This window comes from Marinomonas sp. HM11-D (assembly GCF_057626615.1).
Map to the genome: position 1 here is coordinate 54319 of NZ_JBMMKT010000007.1, position 19988 is coordinate 74306.

Here is a 19988-nt window from a genome sequence, read left to right on the forward strand (position 1 = left end):
AAGATTGATACTTGTTAGAATGCTCTTTAAAAGACAGAATAAACAAAAATATGTCTATTGTTGGTTTATATGATTAAGAGTCTCACGTTTGAAAACTTCTACAGCTTTGCAGAAGAGACGACTATTGATTTCAGTCTTGGTAAGAAGCCTACGCCATCAGGTTACGACGTAAGCATTGGTGAAGAGCGATTCAATAAAGCAATTGCTATTCTTGGTGCAAATGGTTCGGGTAAGACTCAACTTTTGAAACCTTTGGCATTTTTAAGCTGGTTTATAACGGACTCTTTTCTTAACAGTTCACCAGACGACAAGATTCCTTGTGCTCCTCATGCTCTGTACAGCGACAAACCTACTAGTTTTGAGTTGGATTTTGCTGTTGATAACAGAGACTATCGATACCAACTGACTATTACCCCAAATGAGGTTCAGTTTGAAGGTCTTTTCGTTAAAACAAGTAGTAAATTCAGTTATCTATTTAAACGTCAGCTGTCTAAAACTGGCTATCAGTTTAGTCAAAAAGGCTTTTCGCTTTCAAAGTCTACTGCTGAAAAAATTCGCCCTAATACATCTCTCATTGGAGCTGCGTATAATAATGATGTCCCCGAAGCTCGGCTATTTATAGATTTTTTTGAGCGAATCGAGACTAATGTTATGAGTACTGGACGTCGTCATTATCAACATGGTGCTTTATTAGATGCGGCTGAAAGGTTTCATAAAATGCCAGAACATAGTGAGAGAATGTCACAAGCTATAAGTCAATTTGACTTAGGAATCAGTAGTGTGGCGGTTCAGTCCGGAGTTGTTCGTGATGAGACAGGTAAAGAGAAACAAATTTATATCCCCTTTGGGAAGCATCTGACTGATGATGGCAAAGAGTTTGAGCTTCCTTTCTTCGAGGAGTCCAGTGGAACGCAATCTGCCTTTGTGTTGTTAGAGCCAATTATTAAGACGTTACAACAGGGAGGGATAGCAGTAATCGATGAGCTGGATAATGACTTACATCCTCATTTAGTACCTGTTTTAATGGATTGGTTTAGGTTCGAACATACCAATCCCAAGCAAGCTCAGTTGATATTTACTTGTCATTCTCCAGAGGTGTTGGATCGTTTACAAAAGCATCAAATCTACTTAGTAGAGAAAGTCGACCAGGTCAGTGAGGCTTGGAGGTTGGACGAAATGCAAAATGTCCGATCGGATGATAATTTATACGCTAAGTATATGGTTGGTGCGTTGGGCGCAGTGCCTGACTTGTAAAACGCAGGAAGCGAAAAATGGCCAAAGGTAAACAAAAACGCGCAGCAAGAAGCGCAAGCGATACGACCCTTTTGATAGTCGGAGAAGGCCCTGATGACAAAGCATTTATAAGCTATATGAAGAGCTTATTTCAAAAGCGTGAACTCGGATTTAAAGGCCCCAAGATTGAAGCTGGTGATGGTGGATCAGCTGATGTGATTATTACCAACTCAATTAGGACATATGGTAATAAGCCGTACTCTAGAAAGTTACTCGTTTTAGACTCTGATCTACCGCCCACTCAAGCAAAAGATAAAGAAGCTTCAAAAGCAGGTTTTGAGATAATTCTGTGGAGCCCTCAGTGTTTGGAAGGTGCTCTGTTAGATGTTTTAGGGGAGCGTGTAAATGCCCATGAAACCAGCCAAAATTTAAAGCGACGACTACACCCCAAGTTAAGTGGAAGTCATACTGATCCCAAGGCCTACGCAGATCTATTTACTCTCATAGTATTGGAGCAAACGAGAAATCAGTCGGTAGTATCTGTGCGTGATGCAATTAAGGCGTAGGCTATCAAGCATAAAAAAGGCGCTCCGAGGAGCGCCTAAAGAATGACAAGAGGGCTGTCATTAAACGGTTACTGTACGATCTCTGGCCCCATAATCGCGTATGGTAGTGCAGTCGATAGTGCAGGAATGTAAGTTACTAGGATCAAGAACACGAACAGTACGGCTACGAATGGCATCGCCGCTTTTACCACGCGCGCCAAGCTCATACCTGTGATCCCCGAGGTCACGAACAGGTTCAGACCAATCGGTGGCGTGATCATACCGATCTCCATGTTCACCACCATGATGATACCTAGGTGAATTGGGTCTACGCCCAACTCCATTGCGATTGGGAACACAACTGGCGCTACGATGACTAGTAGACCAGATGGCTCCATAAACTGACCACCGATCAACAGTAGAACGTTGACAGCAATTAGGAAGGTGAACCAGTTGAAACCAACCCCTAGCATCCATTCAGTGATCGCTTGCGGAATACGCTCTGCTGACAAGGTGTGAGCGAAAAGTAGCGCGTTAGCGATGATGAACATCAGCATGATGGTGGTCTTAGTACCTTCTAGCATGGTCTTGCGAGTTTCCTCGCCGAACAGTGCTGGGAAGAAACCTCGCGCCATCAAAGAGAAGTTACGACCCCAGATTGGCAAACCTTGAACAAAGCAGCTTACTAGACCGTCTTCCAGTTTCGCGCCACGTTTAGAGATGTAGAACAGGGCTAGCAGAATACCTAGCACTAGACCGATGATGGCACGGGTACCTGCTGTGACCGTTTCGCTCCCAGAGAAAGCGAAGAAGGACATGATTTCCCATACTAGGAAGAAAGACACGCCGTACACGCTACCGTTAAAGCCAACACGCGCTGCTGGGGCATCGCTGTCATTGGTCCATGTTTGACCTTTAAGTGGTCCCATATCGCGGTAAACGAACAGCGCGATGAACATAGAGTATACGGCTGCCACCACGGCGGCTTCGGTAGGCGTGAAAGCACCACCGTAGATACCACCCATGATGATAACGATTAGGAATAGGCCCCAACCAGCGTCTTTACCGCCACGAATAAAGTTGCCAAAACCTTTCCACTCTTCAGCCGGTAGGTTTTTAACGCGAGCCACGACGTAAATCGCTAGCATCAGCATACCGCCGGCCATTAGACCTGGGATAACGCCCGCTAGGAACATACGACCCACGGATACGTTTGTTGAGGCAGCGTATACCACCATTACGATAGAAGGTGGGATCAAGATACCTAGAGTACCTGCGTTAGCGATGATGCCTGAGGCGAACTCTTTTGAGTAACCGACTTGGCGCATACCCGCAATGGCAATGGTACCGATGGCTACTACGGTTGCTGGGGATGAACCAGACAAGGCTGCGAACATCATACATGCCAATACCGATGCCATGGCTAGACCGCCACGGAAGTGGCCGACTGAAGCAATGGCAAAGTTAATCAAACGCTTTGCCACACCACCGGTCGACATGAATGACGACGCCAAAATAAAGAATGGAATCGCCAACAAGGTGTAGTGTTGACCTGCACCAAATAACGAAATTGCCACCGATGACAAAGAGTCATGGGAGAAAAAGGTAATAAATAAGATGGACGATAAGCCCAAGGAAATACCAACTGGTAGCCCGATAAAGAGCAGAGTCAGTACCAATCCGAATAAAATTAATGCTTCCACGATACGCTCCTAACCAATTAGTCTTTTAATGCGCCTTTGTTCTCTTCAACAAGCTCTTGCGCTTCGTGACCACTGATCAACATGTCACGCTTGCCTGTTGCAATCGCATAGAAAGCTTGTAGAGAGCGGTAAGACAATAACGCCAAACTGATTGGCAGAATCACCAGTACTAACCAACGGTGTACACGTGGTTTCAGGTCAAACATTTCCACCATGAACGCTGGGTAGCGAAGTTCTTCTTGACCAAGACCAATGCGCCACATTTTGTACCAGTACTCAATGGCACCGCCTTTGACATCAACGCCGAGCATGGCTACCCATGTAGAATCCAGTAGGATTAGGCCGTATAAAAAGGCGCAGGCTGCACCGAATAAAGAAAGGAATTTTGCGGTTCTTTTTGGAACAGCATTGAGCAGAATGTCCACTCCAAGGTGCCCACCGGTTTTAATGCCGTAGCTCATACCCAAAAGGATCAGCCATGAGAACATCACGGTATTGAACTCAAGTGCGGCCACCCAACCTGTGTTAAAGGCGTAGCGAGCAATCACCTGGCCGAATGAAACAACCATGATTGAAGAAATCACAAGAATCAGCAGGTTTTCTTCCAATCGTTCCATGAATTTTGGAAAACGTTTTTCTAAAACCCATAGGGCTATAATAAATATTAATAAGTATAAATGGGGCCAGTATGCCATGGGGGACTCCTAAACATCGAAATGCAGCATAAAAAGGCCTTTCACACCGATTCTCACGGGCGTGTTAACACAATGTGAAAGGCTCGAAAGAGCTAGCTCCTAGAAAAGGAGCCAGCATTGCTGCTCGGGTGTGTAGTGCTTACGCACCAGCGGCTGCGTCGATTAGGTCTTTACCGATATCACCCTCAAACTGCTTCCAAACAGGTTTCATTGTTTCCACCCACTCAGCGCGTTGTTCTGGTGTTAGAGTATTGATCTTACCGCCAGCTTTAAGGATGTTGGCACGGTTAGCGGCTTCAGCTTGCTTCACCGATTCGTTGGCTTCTTGTGTTACTTCGTCAGCGATTGCTAGGAATTGCGCACGATCTTCATCGCCCAGGCTTTCTAGGAATTCAGAAGAGGTCATGAACAAGTAGGCTAGCAATTGGTGGTTAGTTTCCGTGATGCTGTCTTGTACTTCGTAGAATTTTTGCGTGTAGATGTTAGACCAAGTGTTTTCTTGACCGTCTACTACGCCAGTTTGTAGCGCGCCGTATACTTCAGAGAATGCCATGGCTTGTGGCGACGCGCCCATCGCTGCGATCATTTGTTTCGCCACATCAGAGGTTTGAACACGGAATTTTAGGCCTTTGGCATCACTAGGAACCATCAATGGTTTGTCGGCAGAGAAGTACTTCATACCCGACATCCAGTAACCTAGACCCACGAAACCTGCGTAGTCGTCCATCTCTGTTAGTAGTTCTTTACCTTGCGGTGTTTTGGTAAAGCGGATCGCGGCATCCATGTCTTGGAAGATGAACGGTAGATCGAACACGCCGTATTTTGGTGTGTAAGAACCAAATTTAGATAGGGAAGGTGCTAGCAGTTGTACGTCACCTAGTAGTAGAGCTTCAAGCTCTTTGGAATCACCAAACAATGTTGAGTTAGGGAAAACTTCGACACATAGTTTGCCATTCATTTCCTTGTTTACGCGCTCAGCAAAGTTGTTTGCTGCAACAACTTTAGGGTGAGTCGTACCACCAGTTACGTGACTGAACTTTACAACGCGCTCACCTGAATCACAATTCGCAGAGGCAGCAGTCGCTGTTAAAGCAAGGGCAGCAGTAGTAAGTGCAAGGCTGATTTTTTTCATTTGTATGACTCCAAATTTGAGTATTTATTATTGTTAGCTTGGGCATGGCCAAACAGGCAACGCAATTTGGTTGTTGCTGTCCGTACTTATTACACAATCTGTGCCAATTATTTGAAAAATATTTAAGTATATGTTTTTAAAGGGGTTTATGGTTTTTGGAAAGTTTGGTAACTAATGTTGGAATTGAAAGTGTGAGCGGGATTTCGCCCACGAGGCGAAATGAATGGGTGGAAAACCACCCACTAATTTGATTGTGTAAGCGCGTCGGCAATGATGGCTTTAAGATGTTGGTAAAAGGCCTTTTTACCACTTAAACCGAGAGCTTGTGCGTTGCCTTCAGTGACAAGATTTAAGCTGCAGCCCAGTAATAGCAAGTCTTCTGGGCGATTTGGCTGAAGTGCATGGCGTGATAACAGATGTAATGCAAGGCGTAACAGCTGGGCACGAATCGAATCGTAGGGACGATGTTGCTGACAAAAACAGGCCAAATCTGACACATCTTTCGCGCTCAATGTGGCGATGTGTGGATTTTCCCCCATCGCCAAAGTACGACTAATAGCAATCATCAAATCGACTGACAGATCACGTAGATTAAGCGGTAATGTTGCAAGCCAATTTGTTGCAAAGCATAACGACCACTGCTGGCTGAGTCCTTTACTTATATCTGTTAGACCTTTCAGCATCATCAGTGAATAGGCGCCGCTGGCTTGATCCTGTGCTGTGCCTAGGCGTACCGAGATAAAGGCATTCTGCTGCCAGAAATTCACCACCTCGGGCGTCGCCGCGAAACTGGTACAAAGAAAATCCGCCCCTTGCGCGCTGGCCTGCTGTTCAATCTCGGCCAATAGTTGGCTACCCAAGCCTTGTCGCTGGTAATTGGGGGCGATAGCAATGCGGCTGACCCGCCAGTAACAATATTGGCCCGCCTCGGCGATCCCTTCATGGGCGAGCAAAGACTGCGGTAATAAGTGTCCCCGAGGTCTACGTTTACCTTGCAACACTTCTAGGGCAAGCGCCTCTGGAAGCTCACCTTCGACACTGACCAAGGCAACGCCGACTAGACGATTGTCTTGATACTGGCAAAACGTGATGACACTGGGATCATCCACCAGCCACCTCTTATTTTCTGGGGTGGTTTGATAGTGGGCATTTACCAACAAAGCAAAGGCTTGATCTAACAGGGGCTCCTGTTCAAGCCATTGGGCACCCGTAACATAGCTGGGCGTGTGCGCTAAACATAGGTCGGCTTGGTAGTCTTGATACAGTAATTGGTCGAGCCAGAGTTCCAGTGGGTCATTTTCCCCCCAGCGTAATGGCTCGGATAATTGATGCGCTTGGTAGCGGCGTTTGGCTGTTTTAAGCTGCTGTCGAAAGCGAATGCCAAACCCTCGTCCAGAGCCTTCGTAGCCATAGTCGGTGCTGCTAAATACAACACAGGGAGATTTTTCCAGCATGGCTTCTAGCATGGGCAATGGAACGCTAGCCGCTTCATCGACCAGAAGAAGATCATAGGTTTGCTCGTTTTGCAGTAACGCATCGGGCGCAACAAAGGGCACTGCACACTGTGCTAGCTCTTGGTAGTGCTCAGTTAATGTACTGAGGTTAAAGGGGCTAGAAGCGGTGCAAGCGCAACGTAAGCCTTGTAACTGTGCTTGATGTAACAGCTCTGCCAAAGCATAGGATTTTCCTCGCCCGCGCGGGGCCAGCAAAATATGACTACTGCTAAGCTGTTGTAAAACCTGACTTATAAAGGCTTGCTGCGCTTTAGTTAAGCCTTTTGTTCTAGGAATATAAGGCACGATGGTGTTGGGCCAGACATCGCTAAATGGCGAGTCTGCTCTGTGTAGGGCTTGCCAAAACAGCTGTTTATAGCTGCTTTCTAGCTGATGACTTTGCAACGGCCAAGGAATAAAACGCGCTAACTCTTCATCGTTTTGCGCGAGCCAATCCTCGCCAAGGTGTAGTATTAACATACCGCCAGCGCGCAAGGTGCCCGCGACAATGGATAAGGCCGACAGATGTAAACCTGCGCTCAGATCTAACAGAATTGCATCGTAACTATTGCCAAGCTGTCGTTGTAGACCATTGAAATTAATGCATTTCAGAGCATTGTCTGGGCTTAAATCGAGAGCGTCTGGAGCGTGGTGGCTAACCAATAAGCTGTTATCGAGTCCAACACAGAGCTGTTGAAAGCGTGTCAGTGACGCTTCACGAGAGGCATAACTGATAACACAGTGGCGCTGTGGGACTAGGTAGTCAGACATAATGGTTCCTGAAGCTCAAACAAAGAAGCCTACATTGAGTAGGCTTCTGTGCATGATACCTGGGTTCTGGCTTGGGGCAAGAACCTATCATTCCGGTTAAGAGATTCTAAACTTAGACAGATTATCTTTCAGTTGGCGTGTCAGCGTACTAATACGCTCACTTTGTTGCTGCGAATGATGTACTTCTTCTAAGGTGCTCTCGGCCGCTTGATGTAGGTGATCGGCGTTGCCACGGATTTGCACCGCAGCCACACTTTGCTCTTCAGTCGCGGCGGCTACCGAGGAAATGCCTTCTGCAACCAGGCTCATGGCATGATTAATCTGGGAGAGTAAAACACCGGCTTCTGCCGCCTGTTTGACACTTAATTCTACTTGATCACGCCCATCCTGCATGGTGGTCACAGCGGAACGGCTGCCTTGTTGTAGGCGGCTGACCACGGTTTGAATTTCTTCGGTAGATTGCTGGGTGCGCTGAGCTAATACACGCACTTCGTCCGCGACCACGGCAAAGCCACGACCTTGTTCACCTGCTCGTGCTGCTTCAATCGCTGCATTCAATGCCAATAAGTTGGTTTGCTCAGCAATTTCGTTGATCACATTAACCACGTTGCCGATGTTGCTAGTCGATTCGCGTACATCTTCAATGGTATGGGCTGCGCGCTCAAAAGAACTCGATAGACTCGCAACGGTTTGCTCGACTTGGTGCACCGCGGCATAGCCTTTATTGGTGACGTCTGTTACAGCCACCGATTGTTCGGACACCCCAGTAGAGCTGTTGGCGACTTCTTCGGTGGACGCTGAAATCTGCTGGATCGCAGCGGCTACTTCCATACTGGTTTGTGTGCTTTGGTTTGCGCTGGCAATGAGTTGTTGGTTCGATGCAGAGATGCGCTGAGCCGAGTCAACTAGATGTTCGCTGGTGTGGTTAACACTTTCAATCAAGCCAAGCAGATCATCACGCATACGTTGTACTGCCAATTGCAGCACATGAGTTTCGTTTTTGCTTTCGGCGCTGACGTAATCTTGGAAGCGGTAGGTTAGGTTACCGCCACCAATTTCTTTAACACCTGTAACAATACGGCTTAATGGGCTTAACGAGCGACTGATAAAGGACCAGATAAATAGGGTGAGTGCTAGGGCGGCAATCGAGCAAATCCCAGTTAATAACCACACCACAGCCAGTACTTCATGGCGGTACTCATCAGTGTAGGTTTTTACCACCGCGACCCAGTTCCAGCCATCTACTCTATGGTAGATGGCTTTAGTTTCTTGAGCTGTGGCGTCTTTGCCGGCAATCAAAGCTGTGTAGTAAGTAACACCTGATTCAGAGCTAAACAATTTTGCAAACTCATTACGCAGGTTAGGGTAGAGCTCATAAAAGTTTTTCCCGACCAGCGTTGGATGGATCAAAATATCATTTTCATGCTCGCCGGAATCAACCACATAGACATAGCCTTGTTTACCAAAGCGGATACCGCCTAAGGTTTTTTGTAGTACGCCATAGATGTTGCTCATTGGCACATACACGCTGATGTAGAAAGCTGAATTACCTGATACTGGCAACGCTTGCGCTAGGTATTCTTTGCCAGAAACAGAGACCTTGGTTGCTGTGGCAAAATTTCCTTTGGTAGTGAACGTCTCGTTTTTGGGGATATTTGGGCCTGAAGAGTCAAACACAGTGAACTGGCTACCTTGCAACTTAAGCAGGGCTACTTCAGCACTGCTGGCAGCGGCAAACGTTTCTAAAAAGGATGTCAATTGTTCAGGACTTAGCTCATCTAGCGAGCCTAGGGCGCTCAAGCCAGCATTGACCATATGCACGGTACGATCTAATGAGCGGCTGATTAAAACGTACTCGGACTCCAGCTGTTTAGCGACCAGCTTAGCTTCTGTTTCTTGGTGTTCGGTGACAGCCGAGGTAATTTTATCTTCTACTAGCTGGGCGATGATGAGATTGAGCACGATAAATGTGATCACAATTGATAGCAGTGCCCCCAGACTGATTTGACTGGGCAGACGCATTTGGCGCAAGGCTTGGAACATTTTGAAGGGTCATCCATAATTTCTATGAGAATCGTTCTTATATAGAAAATAACCAATAATATCTATAACTTAGGTCAATATATGGGCAGTGAAACTCATTCATTCCTTATTTTTGGTTATCTTGTAATAAAAGTGTGCTAGGGCGCTGGGCGCTAGCAGGGGCAGAGAAAAGCCCCTCGATCGAGGGGCTTTGGGCTTATAAACTAAAACGCGTCAGGTTTCGTCTTAGCTCTTCTGCTAAGCGGTTAATATGCTGGCTTTCTTTAAGAGAGCTTTGTGCTTCGGCAAAAGTTTGGTTCGCAATGCTGTGCAGTTCCTCCGCGTTACCACGGATTTGTGTGGCTACCACACTTTGCTCTTCAGTGGACGCTGCGACATTGGTGATCCCTTGCGATACGGCATCCATTGATTGCGTAATACCGCTTAGTAAACTACCGGCAAAAGTGGCTTGCTCGACACAGTTGGCAACTTGGTCTCGACCTTGCTGCATAGTGCTTACTGCAACTCGGCTACCTGATTGCAGGCGTTCCACGACCTGTTTGATTTCTTCGGTCGATTGTTGGGTGCGTTGGGCTAGGACACGCACTTCATCTGCTACTACGGCAAAGCCGCGACCTTGTTCACCAGCACGGGCGGCTTCAATTGCAGCGTTTAGGGCTAATAGGTTGGTTTGCTCGGCGATTTCGTTAATCACATTGACCACACTGCCAATATTTTCTGTACTGAGTTCGACTTCTTGAATGGTTTTAGCTGCGTTCTCAAATGAGGTAGCAAGACTGGATACTGTTTCTTGCACACGCTTGGTCGCATGGTAGCCTTGCTCAGTGGTAGCGTTTACGGATACGGTTTGTTCCGATACTTCTGTAGAACTTTGCGCCACTTCTTCAATCGATGCGGACATTTGTTCCACGGCTGCTGCGACTTGAGCGCAAGAATTGGAGCCATTGGTGGCGCTGGAAATCAGCTGTTCGTTGGAATTAGAAATGGTCTGTGCCGAAGTGTGTAGTTGGTGACTGCTGGATTGAACCGCTTCAATTAGCTCAATCAAACCGTCACGCATACTTTGCACTGACAATTGCAGTTTATGAGTTTCGTTCTTACTGTCAGCGCTGACATAATCTTTGAAACGATAACTCAGTTTGCCTTCACCAATTTCTTTTACGCCGTTGGTAATATCGCGCAACGGGCGTAAGGAAGAACGGATGTAAAGCCATAGAATGACGGCTAGGGTGGCTGCGGCTACCGTACAGATCCCCATGATAAAGAACAGAATGGTCATAATTTCTTCATTGTATTCTGCTGAGTAAGTCTTAATGGCCACGACCCAGTCAAAGCCTTCGACGCTGTGGAAAATAACTTTAGACTCTTCTGCAGCGCTGTCTTGTCCTGCCACCTTAATGCTATAAGTAGTGACTCCAGTGTCACTTTGAAACATGGCTTCAAAGGCTGGGCGAGCGCTTGGAAACAACTCAAATACGTTTTTACTTAGAACCGATTCGCTTGGGTGTGCAATCAACTTGCCTTTGTTGATACCATTATCTACAACATAGATATAGCCACGTTTGCCAATGGTAATATTATTCAGATTGCTACGAATGTCCTGCAAAATGACGTTGAACGGCACCGCAATCATAAACACCAAATCAGGATGGGTAGACATGGTTTGCACATGTGCCATGTAATCATGTTCACCTAAGTGCAATTTGCCAGAGAAGCTGCTTCCTGGTAACACGATGCTGTCTTGAATCTCGTCAGCTGTCGAAGCGATGACTTGATAACCACTGGCAGCGCGTTCCATAACGATGATCTCGGCCTGCACATGGCTTTTAATGCGATTTAGCTGGGTAGTTGCTTGAGATAGTGGTGTGTAGCCCCACAACCAAGCGTCGCCTTGCTTTTCAATCGATAGGCTCAGCTCGCTATCAATGTAGTTAGAAGACCGGTTTAGGGATTTATTGATGTCTTGATACTGGGTTTCTAGTTCATGCGCTACCAGCTTAATCTCAGTGAGCTGATGGTCGGTGACGACATCACTCAGTTGCTTCTTAAATAAAACATCGATCGCTGCGATCAATACGGAGAAGATGATCGCTACTGCCAGTAGTGCTCCCATAGCCAGCTGTGCTGGTAACGAGAATGAGCGTAAGCGTGTCAGCATTTTGAAGAGGTCCTTTAGTAAAACGAGTCCAAGTTTTTTACAGGTATTACAGGACGTTATATATGCCTGAGGTATGCTCTTCTATTGCAAAAGTGTAAGTGAATGCATGACTGGTTACATACACTTACATTGTTACGATGTTTTATAGGTAACTGATTGATTTTTGGTTTTCATTAGAGATTTCTAAAGCTAGTTTGTAACCTAATGTAAAAAAACTAACTGGCGACGATTTGATCTAGATCAAATCGTCGCCAGTGCGGTTTAAATAACAAACAGGTCCATAAACTTATGCACAGCGGTTTGTTCCAGTTCAGATTGGTTCTTACACAATTCAAAAATATACTGACTGCGAGCGGCTGGGAAACGGGTTGCCAAGTTGGCTTTGAATTTCTTCTCTAATAGTGGAATGCCTTGTTCGCGACGACGGCGATGGCCGATCGGGTATTCCACGGAGACTTCTTCTGTCGCTGAGCCATCTTTAAAGAACACTTGAATGGCATTGGCGATCGAGCGTTTGTCGGCTTCTAGGTATTCACGGGTAAAGCGCTCATCCTCAACGATTTCCATCTTCTCACGCAGTTCATCAATGATTGGGTTGGCGGCGTGGAAATCATCTTCATAATGTTCTGCCACCAAGTTGCCAAATGCCAAAGGTACAGCGGCCATGTATTGTAGACAGTGGTCGCGGTCAGCCGCATTCGCTAGTGGACCGACTTTCGAGATAATACGAATCGCCGATTCATGAGTACGAATGACGATTTTCTCGATTTGATCCAAACGGTCTTTTACTTGAGGGTGTAGAGTCACTGCGGCTTCTGCTGCGGTTTGTGCGTGGAACTCCGCTGGGAACGAAATCTTAAACAGCACGTTTTCCATCACGTAGGTGCCGTAATCTTGGGTGAACTTAAAGGCACGATCTTCTGGGGATTTTAGCTGCTGGTCTTTGTTGGTTTTCGAGAAAGACACATCGTAGAAGCCCCATTGTGGCGCAGTTAATACACCTGGAATGCCCATCTCACCGCGCAAAGACATATCGGCTAAACGTACCGCACGTGACGTCGCATCGCCTGCTGCCCAAGACTTACGTGACCCCGCATTTGGCGCATGACGGTAAGTGCGCAGTGCAGAACCATCGACCCAGGCTTGAGAAATCGCCGCCATGATTTGCTCACGATTACCGCCCATCATTTTGGCAACTACCGCTGAGGAAGCGACACGAACCAAAAGCACGTGACATAGACCGACGCGGTTAAAGGAGTTCTCAAGCGCAATCACACCTTGGATCTCGTGGGCCATCACCATGCCTTCTAGTACATCGCGCATGGTCAGCGGCGCTTCGCCACGAGACACTCGAACCTGAGATAAGTGATCGGCAACCGCCAAGATACCGCCTAGGTTATCAGAAGGGTGGCCCCATTCTGCTGCCAGCCAAGTATCGTTGTAATCGAGCCAACGAATAATACAACCAATATCCCAAGCGGCTTTTACAGGATCAAGAGCAAATGACGTACCCGGTACACGTGCACCGTTTGGCACCACCGTACCTTGCACCATAGGGCCAAGGTGTTTAGTACATTCTGGGAAGCGAAGCGCTAACAGGCCACAACCTAGGGTATCCATCAAACAGTTACGGGCGGTATCGAGAGCTTCTTGGCTTTCAATCTTGAAATTTAAAACATAATCCGCGATGTCTTGGATCACCTGATCGTATTCAGGGCGGTTATTTAAATCGACATTTGCACTCATGGTGGTTCCTCTGATTCTTTTGGCTCTTTCCATAGGTGAGAGGCTGCAATCGGGCTTTCAAGCACTCTTAAGCACGCGCCATGGATGGCGCAAGAGGGCGCTTTATCAGGGATGATTACGCGCCCGGCGTAGAGTGTTGAAAGGCCTCTAACACTAGGTTTAGTTGTCTATTTCTCGGCGCTTAGCCTTTTCTGTGAAGGCATAAGCAGCTTGTCTGTTAATTCTGTTACTCAGTTGAACTTCGAGCTTGATGCTTTTACGCCGGTCGGGTGGGGCGTCCTGCCCCAACGACTTCCCGTGTCATCCTGACGCTGCTTTAAAAGCACGCAATCTCTTGTTCCAATCAATTTCGCTGATGGTGTTCCAAGCACTCTTAAGCCAGCGCCATGGATGGCGCGAGAGGGCGCTTTATCAGGGATGATTACGCGCCCTGCGTAGAGTGTTGGAATGCCTATTAATCTCGCTGATCGATATCCACCCAAGTGGCTTTCTCTGGGCCGATGTAGTCGGCGCTTGGGCGAATAATGCGGTTATTGGCACGTTGCTCCATCACATGGGAGGCCCAGCCGGTGACGCGTGAGCACACAAAGATAGGTGTGAACAATTTGGTTGGGATGCCCATAAAACGGTACGCGCTGGCATGGAAGAAGTCGGCGTTACAGAACAGTTTTTTCTCGCGCCACATCACTGCTTCACAACGCTCTGATACCGCATAAAGATGGGTATCGCCTACTTCATCTGACAGCAGTTTTGACCACTTTTTGATGATGTCATTACGCGGGTCGCGCTCGCGGTAAATGGCGTGGCCAAAGCCCATGATTTTTTCTTTGTTGGCCAACATGCCCATGATGGCGTCTTCCGCTTCATCTGGTGTTTGCCAAGGCTCGATCATATCCATAGCGGCTTCGTTGGCACCGCCATGCAGTGGCCCACGAAGACTGCCGATGCCACCGGTGATACAAGAGTGCATATCGGATAGGGTTGAGGCACAAACACGAGCCGTGAAAGTGGACGCATTGAATTCATGCTCAGCGTAGAGAATCAGCGAGGCGTTCATCACTTTTTCATGCAAAGGATTTGGCGTGTCGCTATGCAACATCGCCAAGAAATGGCCTGCTAAGCTGCTCACCGATGGATTAAGCGTATCGATCCGTACGCCATCGTGGCTAAAGCGATACCAGTACAAGATGATCGCTGGCAAAGTGGCTAATAAGCGATCTGCTACATCTTGTTGTTGGCTAAAGTCAGTTTCTGTTTCAAGGTTACCTAAGAATGAACAACCGGTACGCATCACATCCATTGGGTGCGCGTCTTTGGGGATCAATTCCAAGGCCGATTTAAGTGGTTGTGGTAATTCGCGTAGGCTCATTAGCTTGGTTTTGTAATGATCCAGCTCTGCTCGGTTCGGCAGTTTGCCGTACAGAAGTAGATGCGCCACTTCTTCAAAACACGCCTTGTCTGCCAGCTCTTCGATGTCGTAACCGCGATAGGTGAGGCCTGAGCCGGTTTTACCAACGGTACATAGAGCGGTTTCCCCTGCGCTTTGGCCACGAAGGCCCGCGCCTGATAGTTCTTTAGCCATTTGTATCTCCATTTTTATTTTTCGAGACTTCAGGGCTACTGCGCTTGCCAATACTTTGTTAAAAACAGACTCAAAATGCTCATTTATAGTCATAAACTCCGCTTTTTCGTCTGTTTTTGCCTCGTCTTGGCTTCGCTCGTGACGCCCTGCAATAATCTCTTTTGTGAGATATCGAGCGGATTGAATTCCGCATCGGTTGTTACTGTTGTGAATCTCAGGTGATTTTAAATTTGGTTATTTATCCTTGGAAAAAAGCGCGTCGAGCTTTTGTTCGTAATCGTGGTAATTCAAGAAGTCGTACAAGTCCATGCGCGTTTGCATGGTGTCGACCACGTTGCGTTGGTGGCCGTCATTTAAAAGGTGCTGGTAGACGTTAAGTGCAGCTTGGTTCATGGCGCGGAAGGCGCTTAATGGGTACAGCACAAGATCGACCCCCGCACTGGCCAGTTCTTCACGGCTAAACAGGGGCGTCGCGCCAAACTCTGTGATGTTAGCCAGCACTGGCACTTTTACGGCATCCACGAATTCACGGTATTGCTCAAGGGTCAGCATGGCTTCTGGGAAAATCATGTCAGCACCGGCTTCAACGCAAGCCACTGCACGCTCGATGGCAGAGTTCATGCCTTCCACCGCTAGCGCATCGGTACGCGCCATAATGACAAAGTTGTCGTCATAACGTGCATCGACACAGGCTTTGATGCGATCGACCATTTCCGCTTGGCTGACGATCGCTTTATTAGGGCGATGTCCGCAGCGTTTTTGTTGAACTTGGTCTTCAATATGCACGGCTGCGGCCCCCGCTTTTTCCATTTGCTGGATAGTGCGTGCGATATTGAATGCGCCACCAAAACCTGTGTCGATATCTACTAGCAGAGGCAAGGTGCTTGCCGCTGTGATTCGACGAACGTCTTCTAAAACATCGTTTAGATCCGTCATGCCCAAATCGGGTAAACCGTAGGATGCGTTAGCGACACCGCCGCCAGATAAGTAAATGGCATGATGCCCTGTTTGCTCGGCCATCATGGCGCAGTAGGCGTTGACGGTACCAACGACTTGCAGCGGTGAATGGTCTTTTATGGCTTGGCGAAAACGTGCGCCCGGTGATGCTAACGTCATACGATCCTCACTTTTTATTGTTATTGGCTAAGGTTGGCCAGTATTGCCCTGAGAGATGCTGTTTTGCAGCATCGCTTTTTTTAATAGGTTGGCGGCGCGACTAATGTGGCGGCGCATTAACAGTTCTGCGAGATCCCCTTCACGATTGGCGATGGCGTCTAAAATGGCTTTGTGTTCACGCAGTGCCTGACGTGGGTCGGGGCGTGAATCTGCAGTGTAGCGACGATACATACGGATCGTGGCGTATAAATCTTGGGTTAAAACGCGAATCAGCTTTTTGTTTTGGCTGGCGTGGATGATGCGCAAGTGGAAGTCTTCGTTGCCATATTGGCTGATGTAATGCTCATCTTGGTTGCCATCAAGGTGGGCTTGATGGTCGTCGAGTAGCTTATAAAGCTGAGCGACTTCTTGTTCGCTGATCAGTTCGGCTGCTAAGCGCGCCGCCATCCCTTCCATGGCTTCGCGCAAAGTATAGGTGTCTAGCAGGTCTTCAATGTTTAGATCGATAACGCGGGCGCCAACATTGGCGGTGCGGGTAATCAAGCCTAATGCTTCGAGCTTTACTAGGGCTTCCCGCAATGGGCCACGTGATACGCCGTAGCGCTTGGCCAACTCAGGTTCTGAGATTTTGCTGCCAAGGGGTAAAACGCCTTCGACGATCTCAGTGGTTAAACGCTGAGTTAAGTCGTCGGTTAGGGTGGCAGATTTGATTTGTGTAACCTTGTCCAAGCTCATGTCCTACTTCGTTGTCTACAATGAAACCAGTTATAGGGTGTAAATGAGTATAGATCAAGGTGGATTGTCGACAATTCGACTTAGGTCTTAGTCTAAAAATATTTTTAAACTCAGAATTGTCGACAATTTTGAAATATGGATGGGCCTTTGTGGTGACCATTTACCAAGCAATTGTTTGGTGATTCCAGTCCATATAGCTAGCTTTTCCATCTACGTCTAATGTGTCCAATAAGCTTAACAGCTGCGTGGCGACAAACTCTGGTGTAAACAATTTGCCTTCGGGAACCGAGCGCTGAAACGGTTCAGAGAGAGGTGTGTCTGTGGTGCCAGGGTGAAAGGCTAGCAGCTTGACGTTCTTGGCTCGTCGCGCCAACTCTACTGAAAACGTTTGCACCATCATATTGAGAGCCGCTTTTGAGGCACGGTAGCTATACCAACCGCCTAATTGGTTATCACTGATGCTGCCAATTCGGGCACTAAATAAAGCCACTTTACAGGGTTCACTACTTTTTAAATAAGGGGTGAGATATTTCAGCCAAAGAGACGGGGTGACGGTATTGGCGGTAAATACCTTGAGCATATTGTCAGCACTGATGTTTTCCAGTTTGCGCTCAGGTTGAAGTTCGCCTTGATGCAAAATGCCTTGGCAGATAAATACTTTGGCAACAGGAAAAGTCAGCACTAGCTCTGCACAGGTTCGTGCAATACTGGTTTCGTCATAAGCGCAATGGATTGCGGTGACTTTTTTATGGTCAAACACTTGCTCACGACTGATGGCGAGAATTTGTTGGCAGTCCTCTAAGGCGATTAACTGCTCGATAATGGCTTGGGCAATTTTACTGCCAGCCCCTACCACAATGGCTGAATAGGGCATCTGATTCTCCTTTGCTATCGCTGTAGATACGCAAAGGAGAACTGCTTTGGATTAGAACTTTGGATACAGCATTAATAGATGCATTGCGCACACCAGCAGAGTCAGAATAAAACGCAGGTTCGGGTAGAAGCTTTGATCTGGGCGAATTTGTTTTAGCCAGCGTACTTCTAGCCAAAAGATGCTGATGTAACCACACAACAGTAGCAGTAGAGACATGTGCGGTTGCTGAATCAACAAGCCACACCAAGCTAAAATAGCCACTAAGTTACTGCTGATCAGCAGTAACTTGCCTTTTGCTTGGAAGGGTTGTTCCAGCACTTGTCCCCAAATAGCGCCGCTTAAAAAGCTTAAAATAATGGCGCTGTAGGCAACAAAGACCGATTGAGCAATAAAGCCGTAACCATAGAAATCAAAGTGGAAGGTTAGGGTGCTGGCTAAGAATGGCAGTAAGCCTAAAGCCCCTAAAGTTTGAATCAACGAGCGTGATGAATTACGCATTGAGATATTCCAAAAGTAAAGTTTGGTTTACAAGAGTTACGTATTATCTAACAGATTGGATCGTTAGGCATGTGAAAGTCATCACATTTTATCAACTTTCTGGTGAATGATGTCGACTTTGGAGCCATTGAGTCGATCAAGACCACAGAGTACAATGCTGAACTCATGTTTATCGGCTACGCCGTTGCGCGCCGGCCGTCCCTAAATTAACGAATTAAGGTGTGTTGAAAATGCCAGCTAAAACGATGGATGAACTCGTTTCCTTGTGTAAACGTCGTGGATTTATTTTCCAGGGCAGTGAGATTTACGGTGGTATGCAAGGTGCGTACGATTACGGTCCACTAGGTATCGAGCTTAAAAACAACCTTAAAGCGGCATGGTGGCGTGCCATGGTCTACGAGCGTGATGACGTAGAAGGCCTAGACGCTGCAATCATCCAGAACAAATACGTATACAAATACTCTGGTCACGAAGACACTTTCACTGACCCTATGGTGGACTGTCACGAGTGTAAATCACGTATGCGTGCTGACCACATGAAAGACATCAAAGTCTGTGACAACTGTGGCTCAACCAACGTAACGGAGCCACGTGACTTCAACTTGATGTTCAAGACCAACGTGGGCCCAATGGTGAACGAAGAGTCTTACACTTACCTTCGTCCAGAAACAGCACAAGGTATTTTCACCAACTTTAAAAACGTTGTGGACTCTACGTCTCGTGCCTTGCCATTCGGTATCGCGCAGATCGGTAAATCGTTCCGTAACGAAATTACACCACGTAACTTCATTTTCCGTGTGCGTGAATTCGAACAAATGGAACTTGAGTTCTTCTGTAAGCCGGGTGAAGACGAGCAATGGCACGACACTTGGGTGAAACTGCGTAAGCAATGGTGGTTGGATCAAGGTCTGTCAGAAGAAAACATCGAGTTTGAATACGTAACGGGCGATGACCTAGCGCACTACTCAAAAGCAACTGTGGATATCTTGTACAAGTTTCCACATGGTTTTGAAGAGTTGGAAGGTGTTGCGAACCGTACCGACTATGACCTTGGCTCACACACGAAAGCACAAGAAGAATTGGGCTTGTCTGCTAAAGTTAAGCCAAACGAGCACTCTACCACTAAGCTAGCGGTGCGTGATTTGGAAGAGAACAAGCAAATTGTTCCTTTCTGTATCGAGCCTTCTGCGGGTCTAGACCGTGGTGTATTGGCTGTCATGACTGAAGCTTACACTGAAGAAGAGTTAGAAAACGGCACTACTCGTACCGTGCTAAAACTTAAGCCACACCTAGCACCGATCAAAGTTGCCGTTCTTCCACTTAAGAAGAACAAAGCAGAGATCGTAGATGCGGCGAAAGCAATTAAAAACCGTCTACAAAAACTAGGTCTGGGTCGTATCCTTTACGAAAACACAGGTAACGTAGGTAAAGGTTACCGTCGTCATGACGAAGTCGGTACCCCAATCTGTATCACAGTGGACTTTGACACCATCGAACAAGAAGGTGCGCCAGTGACAGTGCGTCACCGTGATACCATGGAACAAGAAGTGGTGAAAACAGCGGATCTACCAAGCTTTATCTTGAACTACTTTATTAACCAAGACTAAGTTCTCCGAGCGGTCCAAGTTCAAATAAAAAAACCGATGCTTAATTTAAGCATCGGT

General features: G+C 47.2%; 15 protein-coding genes. 3 read left to right on the top strand and 12 right to left on the bottom strand.

What is annotated here, in order from left to right; translation table 11 throughout:
- The first annotated feature begins 69 nt into the window (after nucleotides 1-69).
- Both ACOSVP_RS11350 and ACOSVP_RS11355 read left to right on the top strand, forming a co-directional pair.
- Nucleotides 70-1254, top strand: a complete 1185-nt coding sequence (locus ACOSVP_RS11350) for an AAA family ATPase (RefSeq protein ID WP_487347621.1) — start codon at nucleotides 70-72, stop codon at nucleotides 1252-1254.
- 17 nt (nucleotides 1255-1271) lie between these two features.
- Nucleotides 1272-1799, top strand: coding sequence for a hypothetical protein (locus ACOSVP_RS11355; protein ID WP_487347622.1), 528 nt, complete (start codon nucleotides 1272-1274; stop codon nucleotides 1797-1799).
- 68 nt (nucleotides 1800-1867) lie between these two features.
- Here ACOSVP_RS11355 and ACOSVP_RS11360 read toward each other — a convergent pair whose 3' ends face one another.
- From ACOSVP_RS11360 to ACOSVP_RS11415, 12 genes are all read right to left on the bottom strand, one after another.
- A complete protein-coding gene (locus tag ACOSVP_RS11360; RefSeq protein WP_487347623.1) occupies nucleotides 1868-3481 on the bottom strand; it encodes a TRAP transporter large permease in 1614 nt (537 codons plus the stop codon).
- Nucleotides 3482-3498: 17 nt separating this feature from the next.
- The gene (locus ACOSVP_RS11365; RefSeq protein WP_487347624.1) at nucleotides 3499-4176 is read right to left on the bottom strand and encodes a TRAP transporter small permease; all 678 of its coding nucleotides are present in this window, start codon (nucleotides 4174-4176) and stop codon (nucleotides 3499-3501) included.
- 139 nt (nucleotides 4177-4315) lie between these two features.
- Nucleotides 4316-5308 carry a TRAP transporter substrate-binding protein gene (locus tag ACOSVP_RS11370; protein WP_487347625.1) on the bottom strand — a complete coding sequence of 331 codons (993 nt, stop codon included), beginning with the start codon at nucleotides 5306-5308 and terminating at the stop codon, nucleotides 4316-4318.
- A 242-nt stretch (nucleotides 5309-5550) separates the two neighbouring features.
- On the bottom strand, nucleotides 5551-7572 hold the full coding sequence (locus ACOSVP_RS11375; protein ID WP_487347626.1) for a GNAT family N-acetyltransferase: 2022 nt from the start codon (nucleotides 7570-7572) through the stop codon (nucleotides 5551-5553).
- Nucleotides 7573-7668: 96 nt separating this feature from the next.
- Entirely contained in the window at nucleotides 7669-9615 is a 1947-nt protein-coding gene (locus tag ACOSVP_RS11380) for a methyl-accepting chemotaxis protein (protein ID WP_487347627.1), read from the bottom strand.
- Nucleotides 9616-9811: 196 nt separating this feature from the next.
- Complete coding sequence (locus ACOSVP_RS11385; RefSeq protein ID WP_487347628.1) at nucleotides 9812-11773, bottom strand: methyl-accepting chemotaxis protein; 1962 nt, start codon at nucleotides 11771-11773, stop codon at nucleotides 9812-9814.
- Between the two features lie 261 nt (nucleotides 11774-12034).
- On the bottom strand, nucleotides 12035-13519 hold the full coding sequence (gene prpD / locus ACOSVP_RS11390; RefSeq protein ID WP_487347629.1) for a 2-methylcitrate dehydratase: 1485 nt from the start codon (nucleotides 13517-13519) through the stop codon (nucleotides 12035-12037).
- Between the two features lie 454 nt (nucleotides 13520-13973).
- Nucleotides 13974-15101, bottom strand: a complete 1128-nt coding sequence (gene prpC, locus ACOSVP_RS11395) for a bifunctional 2-methylcitrate synthase/citrate synthase (protein ID WP_487347630.1) — start codon at nucleotides 15099-15101, stop codon at nucleotides 13974-13976.
- A gap of 234 nt (nucleotides 15102-15335) precedes the next feature.
- On the bottom strand, nucleotides 15336-16217 hold the full coding sequence (gene prpB, locus ACOSVP_RS11400) for a methylisocitrate lyase (RefSeq protein WP_487347631.1): 882 nt from the start codon (nucleotides 16215-16217) through the stop codon (nucleotides 15336-15338).
- A 27-nt stretch (nucleotides 16218-16244) separates the two neighbouring features.
- Nucleotides 16245-16946: a GntR family transcriptional regulator gene (locus ACOSVP_RS11405; RefSeq protein ID WP_487347632.1), complete on the bottom strand. Its 702-nt coding sequence runs from the start codon at nucleotides 16944-16946 to the stop codon at nucleotides 16245-16247.
- 166 nt (nucleotides 16947-17112) lie between these two features.
- Nucleotides 17113-17826 carry an SDR family NAD(P)-dependent oxidoreductase gene (locus ACOSVP_RS11410; RefSeq protein WP_487347633.1) on the bottom strand — a complete coding sequence of 238 codons (714 nt, stop codon included), beginning with the start codon at nucleotides 17824-17826 and terminating at the stop codon, nucleotides 17113-17115.
- Between the two features lie 51 nt (nucleotides 17827-17877).
- A complete protein-coding gene (locus tag ACOSVP_RS11415; protein WP_487347634.1) occupies nucleotides 17878-18324 on the bottom strand; it encodes a DUF3429 domain-containing protein in 447 nt (148 codons plus the stop codon).
- A gap of 230 nt (nucleotides 18325-18554) precedes the next feature.
- On the opposite strand from ACOSVP_RS11415, the gene ACOSVP_RS11420 reads away from it, so the two are divergent.
- Entirely contained in the window at nucleotides 18555-19931 is a 1377-nt protein-coding gene (locus ACOSVP_RS11420) for a glycine--tRNA ligase (RefSeq protein WP_487347635.1), read from the top strand.
- Nucleotides 19932-19988 lie beyond the last annotated feature (57 nt).

What these genes read in the sequence shown, in the direction of transcription:
- ACOSVP_RS11415 (WP_487347634.1), bottom strand. Translation starts at nt 18,324, where the DNA reads ATGCGTAATTCATCACGCTCGTTGATTCAAACTTTAGGGGCTTTAGGC.
- ACOSVP_RS11385 (WP_487347628.1), bottom strand. Translation starts at nt 11,773, where the DNA reads ATGCTGACACGCTTACGCTCATTCTCGTTACCAGCACAGCTGGCTATG.
- ACOSVP_RS11350 (WP_487347621.1), top strand. Translation starts at nt 70, where the DNA reads ATGATTAAGAGTCTCACGTTTGAAAACTTCTACAGCTTTGCAGAAGAG.
- ACOSVP_RS11380 (WP_487347627.1), bottom strand. Translation starts at nt 9,615, where the DNA reads ATGTTCCAAGCCTTGCGCCAAATGCGTCTGCCCAGTCAAATCAGTCTG.
- prpB (WP_487347631.1), bottom strand. Translation starts at nt 16,217, where the DNA reads ATGACGTTAGCATCACCGGGCGCACGTTTTCGCCAAGCCATAAAAGAC.
- ACOSVP_RS11410 (WP_487347633.1), bottom strand. Translation starts at nt 17,826, where the DNA reads ATGCCCTATTCAGCCATTGTGGTAGGGGCTGGCAGTAAAATTGCCCAA.
- prpC (WP_487347630.1), bottom strand. Translation starts at nt 15,101, where the DNA reads ATGGCTAAAGAACTATCAGGCGCGGGCCTTCGTGGCCAAAGCGCAGGG.
- ACOSVP_RS11370 (WP_487347625.1), bottom strand. Translation starts at nt 5,308, where the DNA reads ATGAAAAAAATCAGCCTTGCACTTACTACTGCTGCCCTTGCTTTAACA.
- ACOSVP_RS11365 (WP_487347624.1), bottom strand. Translation starts at nt 4,176, where the DNA reads ATGGCATACTGGCCCCATTTATACTTATTAATATTTATTATAGCCCTA.
- ACOSVP_RS11420 (WP_487347635.1), top strand. Translation starts at nt 18,555, where the DNA reads ATGCCAGCTAAAACGATGGATGAACTCGTTTCCTTGTGTAAACGTCGT.
- ACOSVP_RS11355 (WP_487347622.1), top strand. Translation starts at nt 1,272, where the DNA reads ATGGCCAAAGGTAAACAAAAACGCGCAGCAAGAAGCGCAAGCGATACG.
- prpD (WP_487347629.1), bottom strand. Translation starts at nt 13,519, where the DNA reads ATGAGTGCAAATGTCGATTTAAATAACCGCCCTGAATACGATCAGGTG.
- ACOSVP_RS11375 (WP_487347626.1), bottom strand. Translation starts at nt 7,572, where the DNA reads ATGTCTGACTACCTAGTCCCACAGCGCCACTGTGTTATCAGTTATGCC.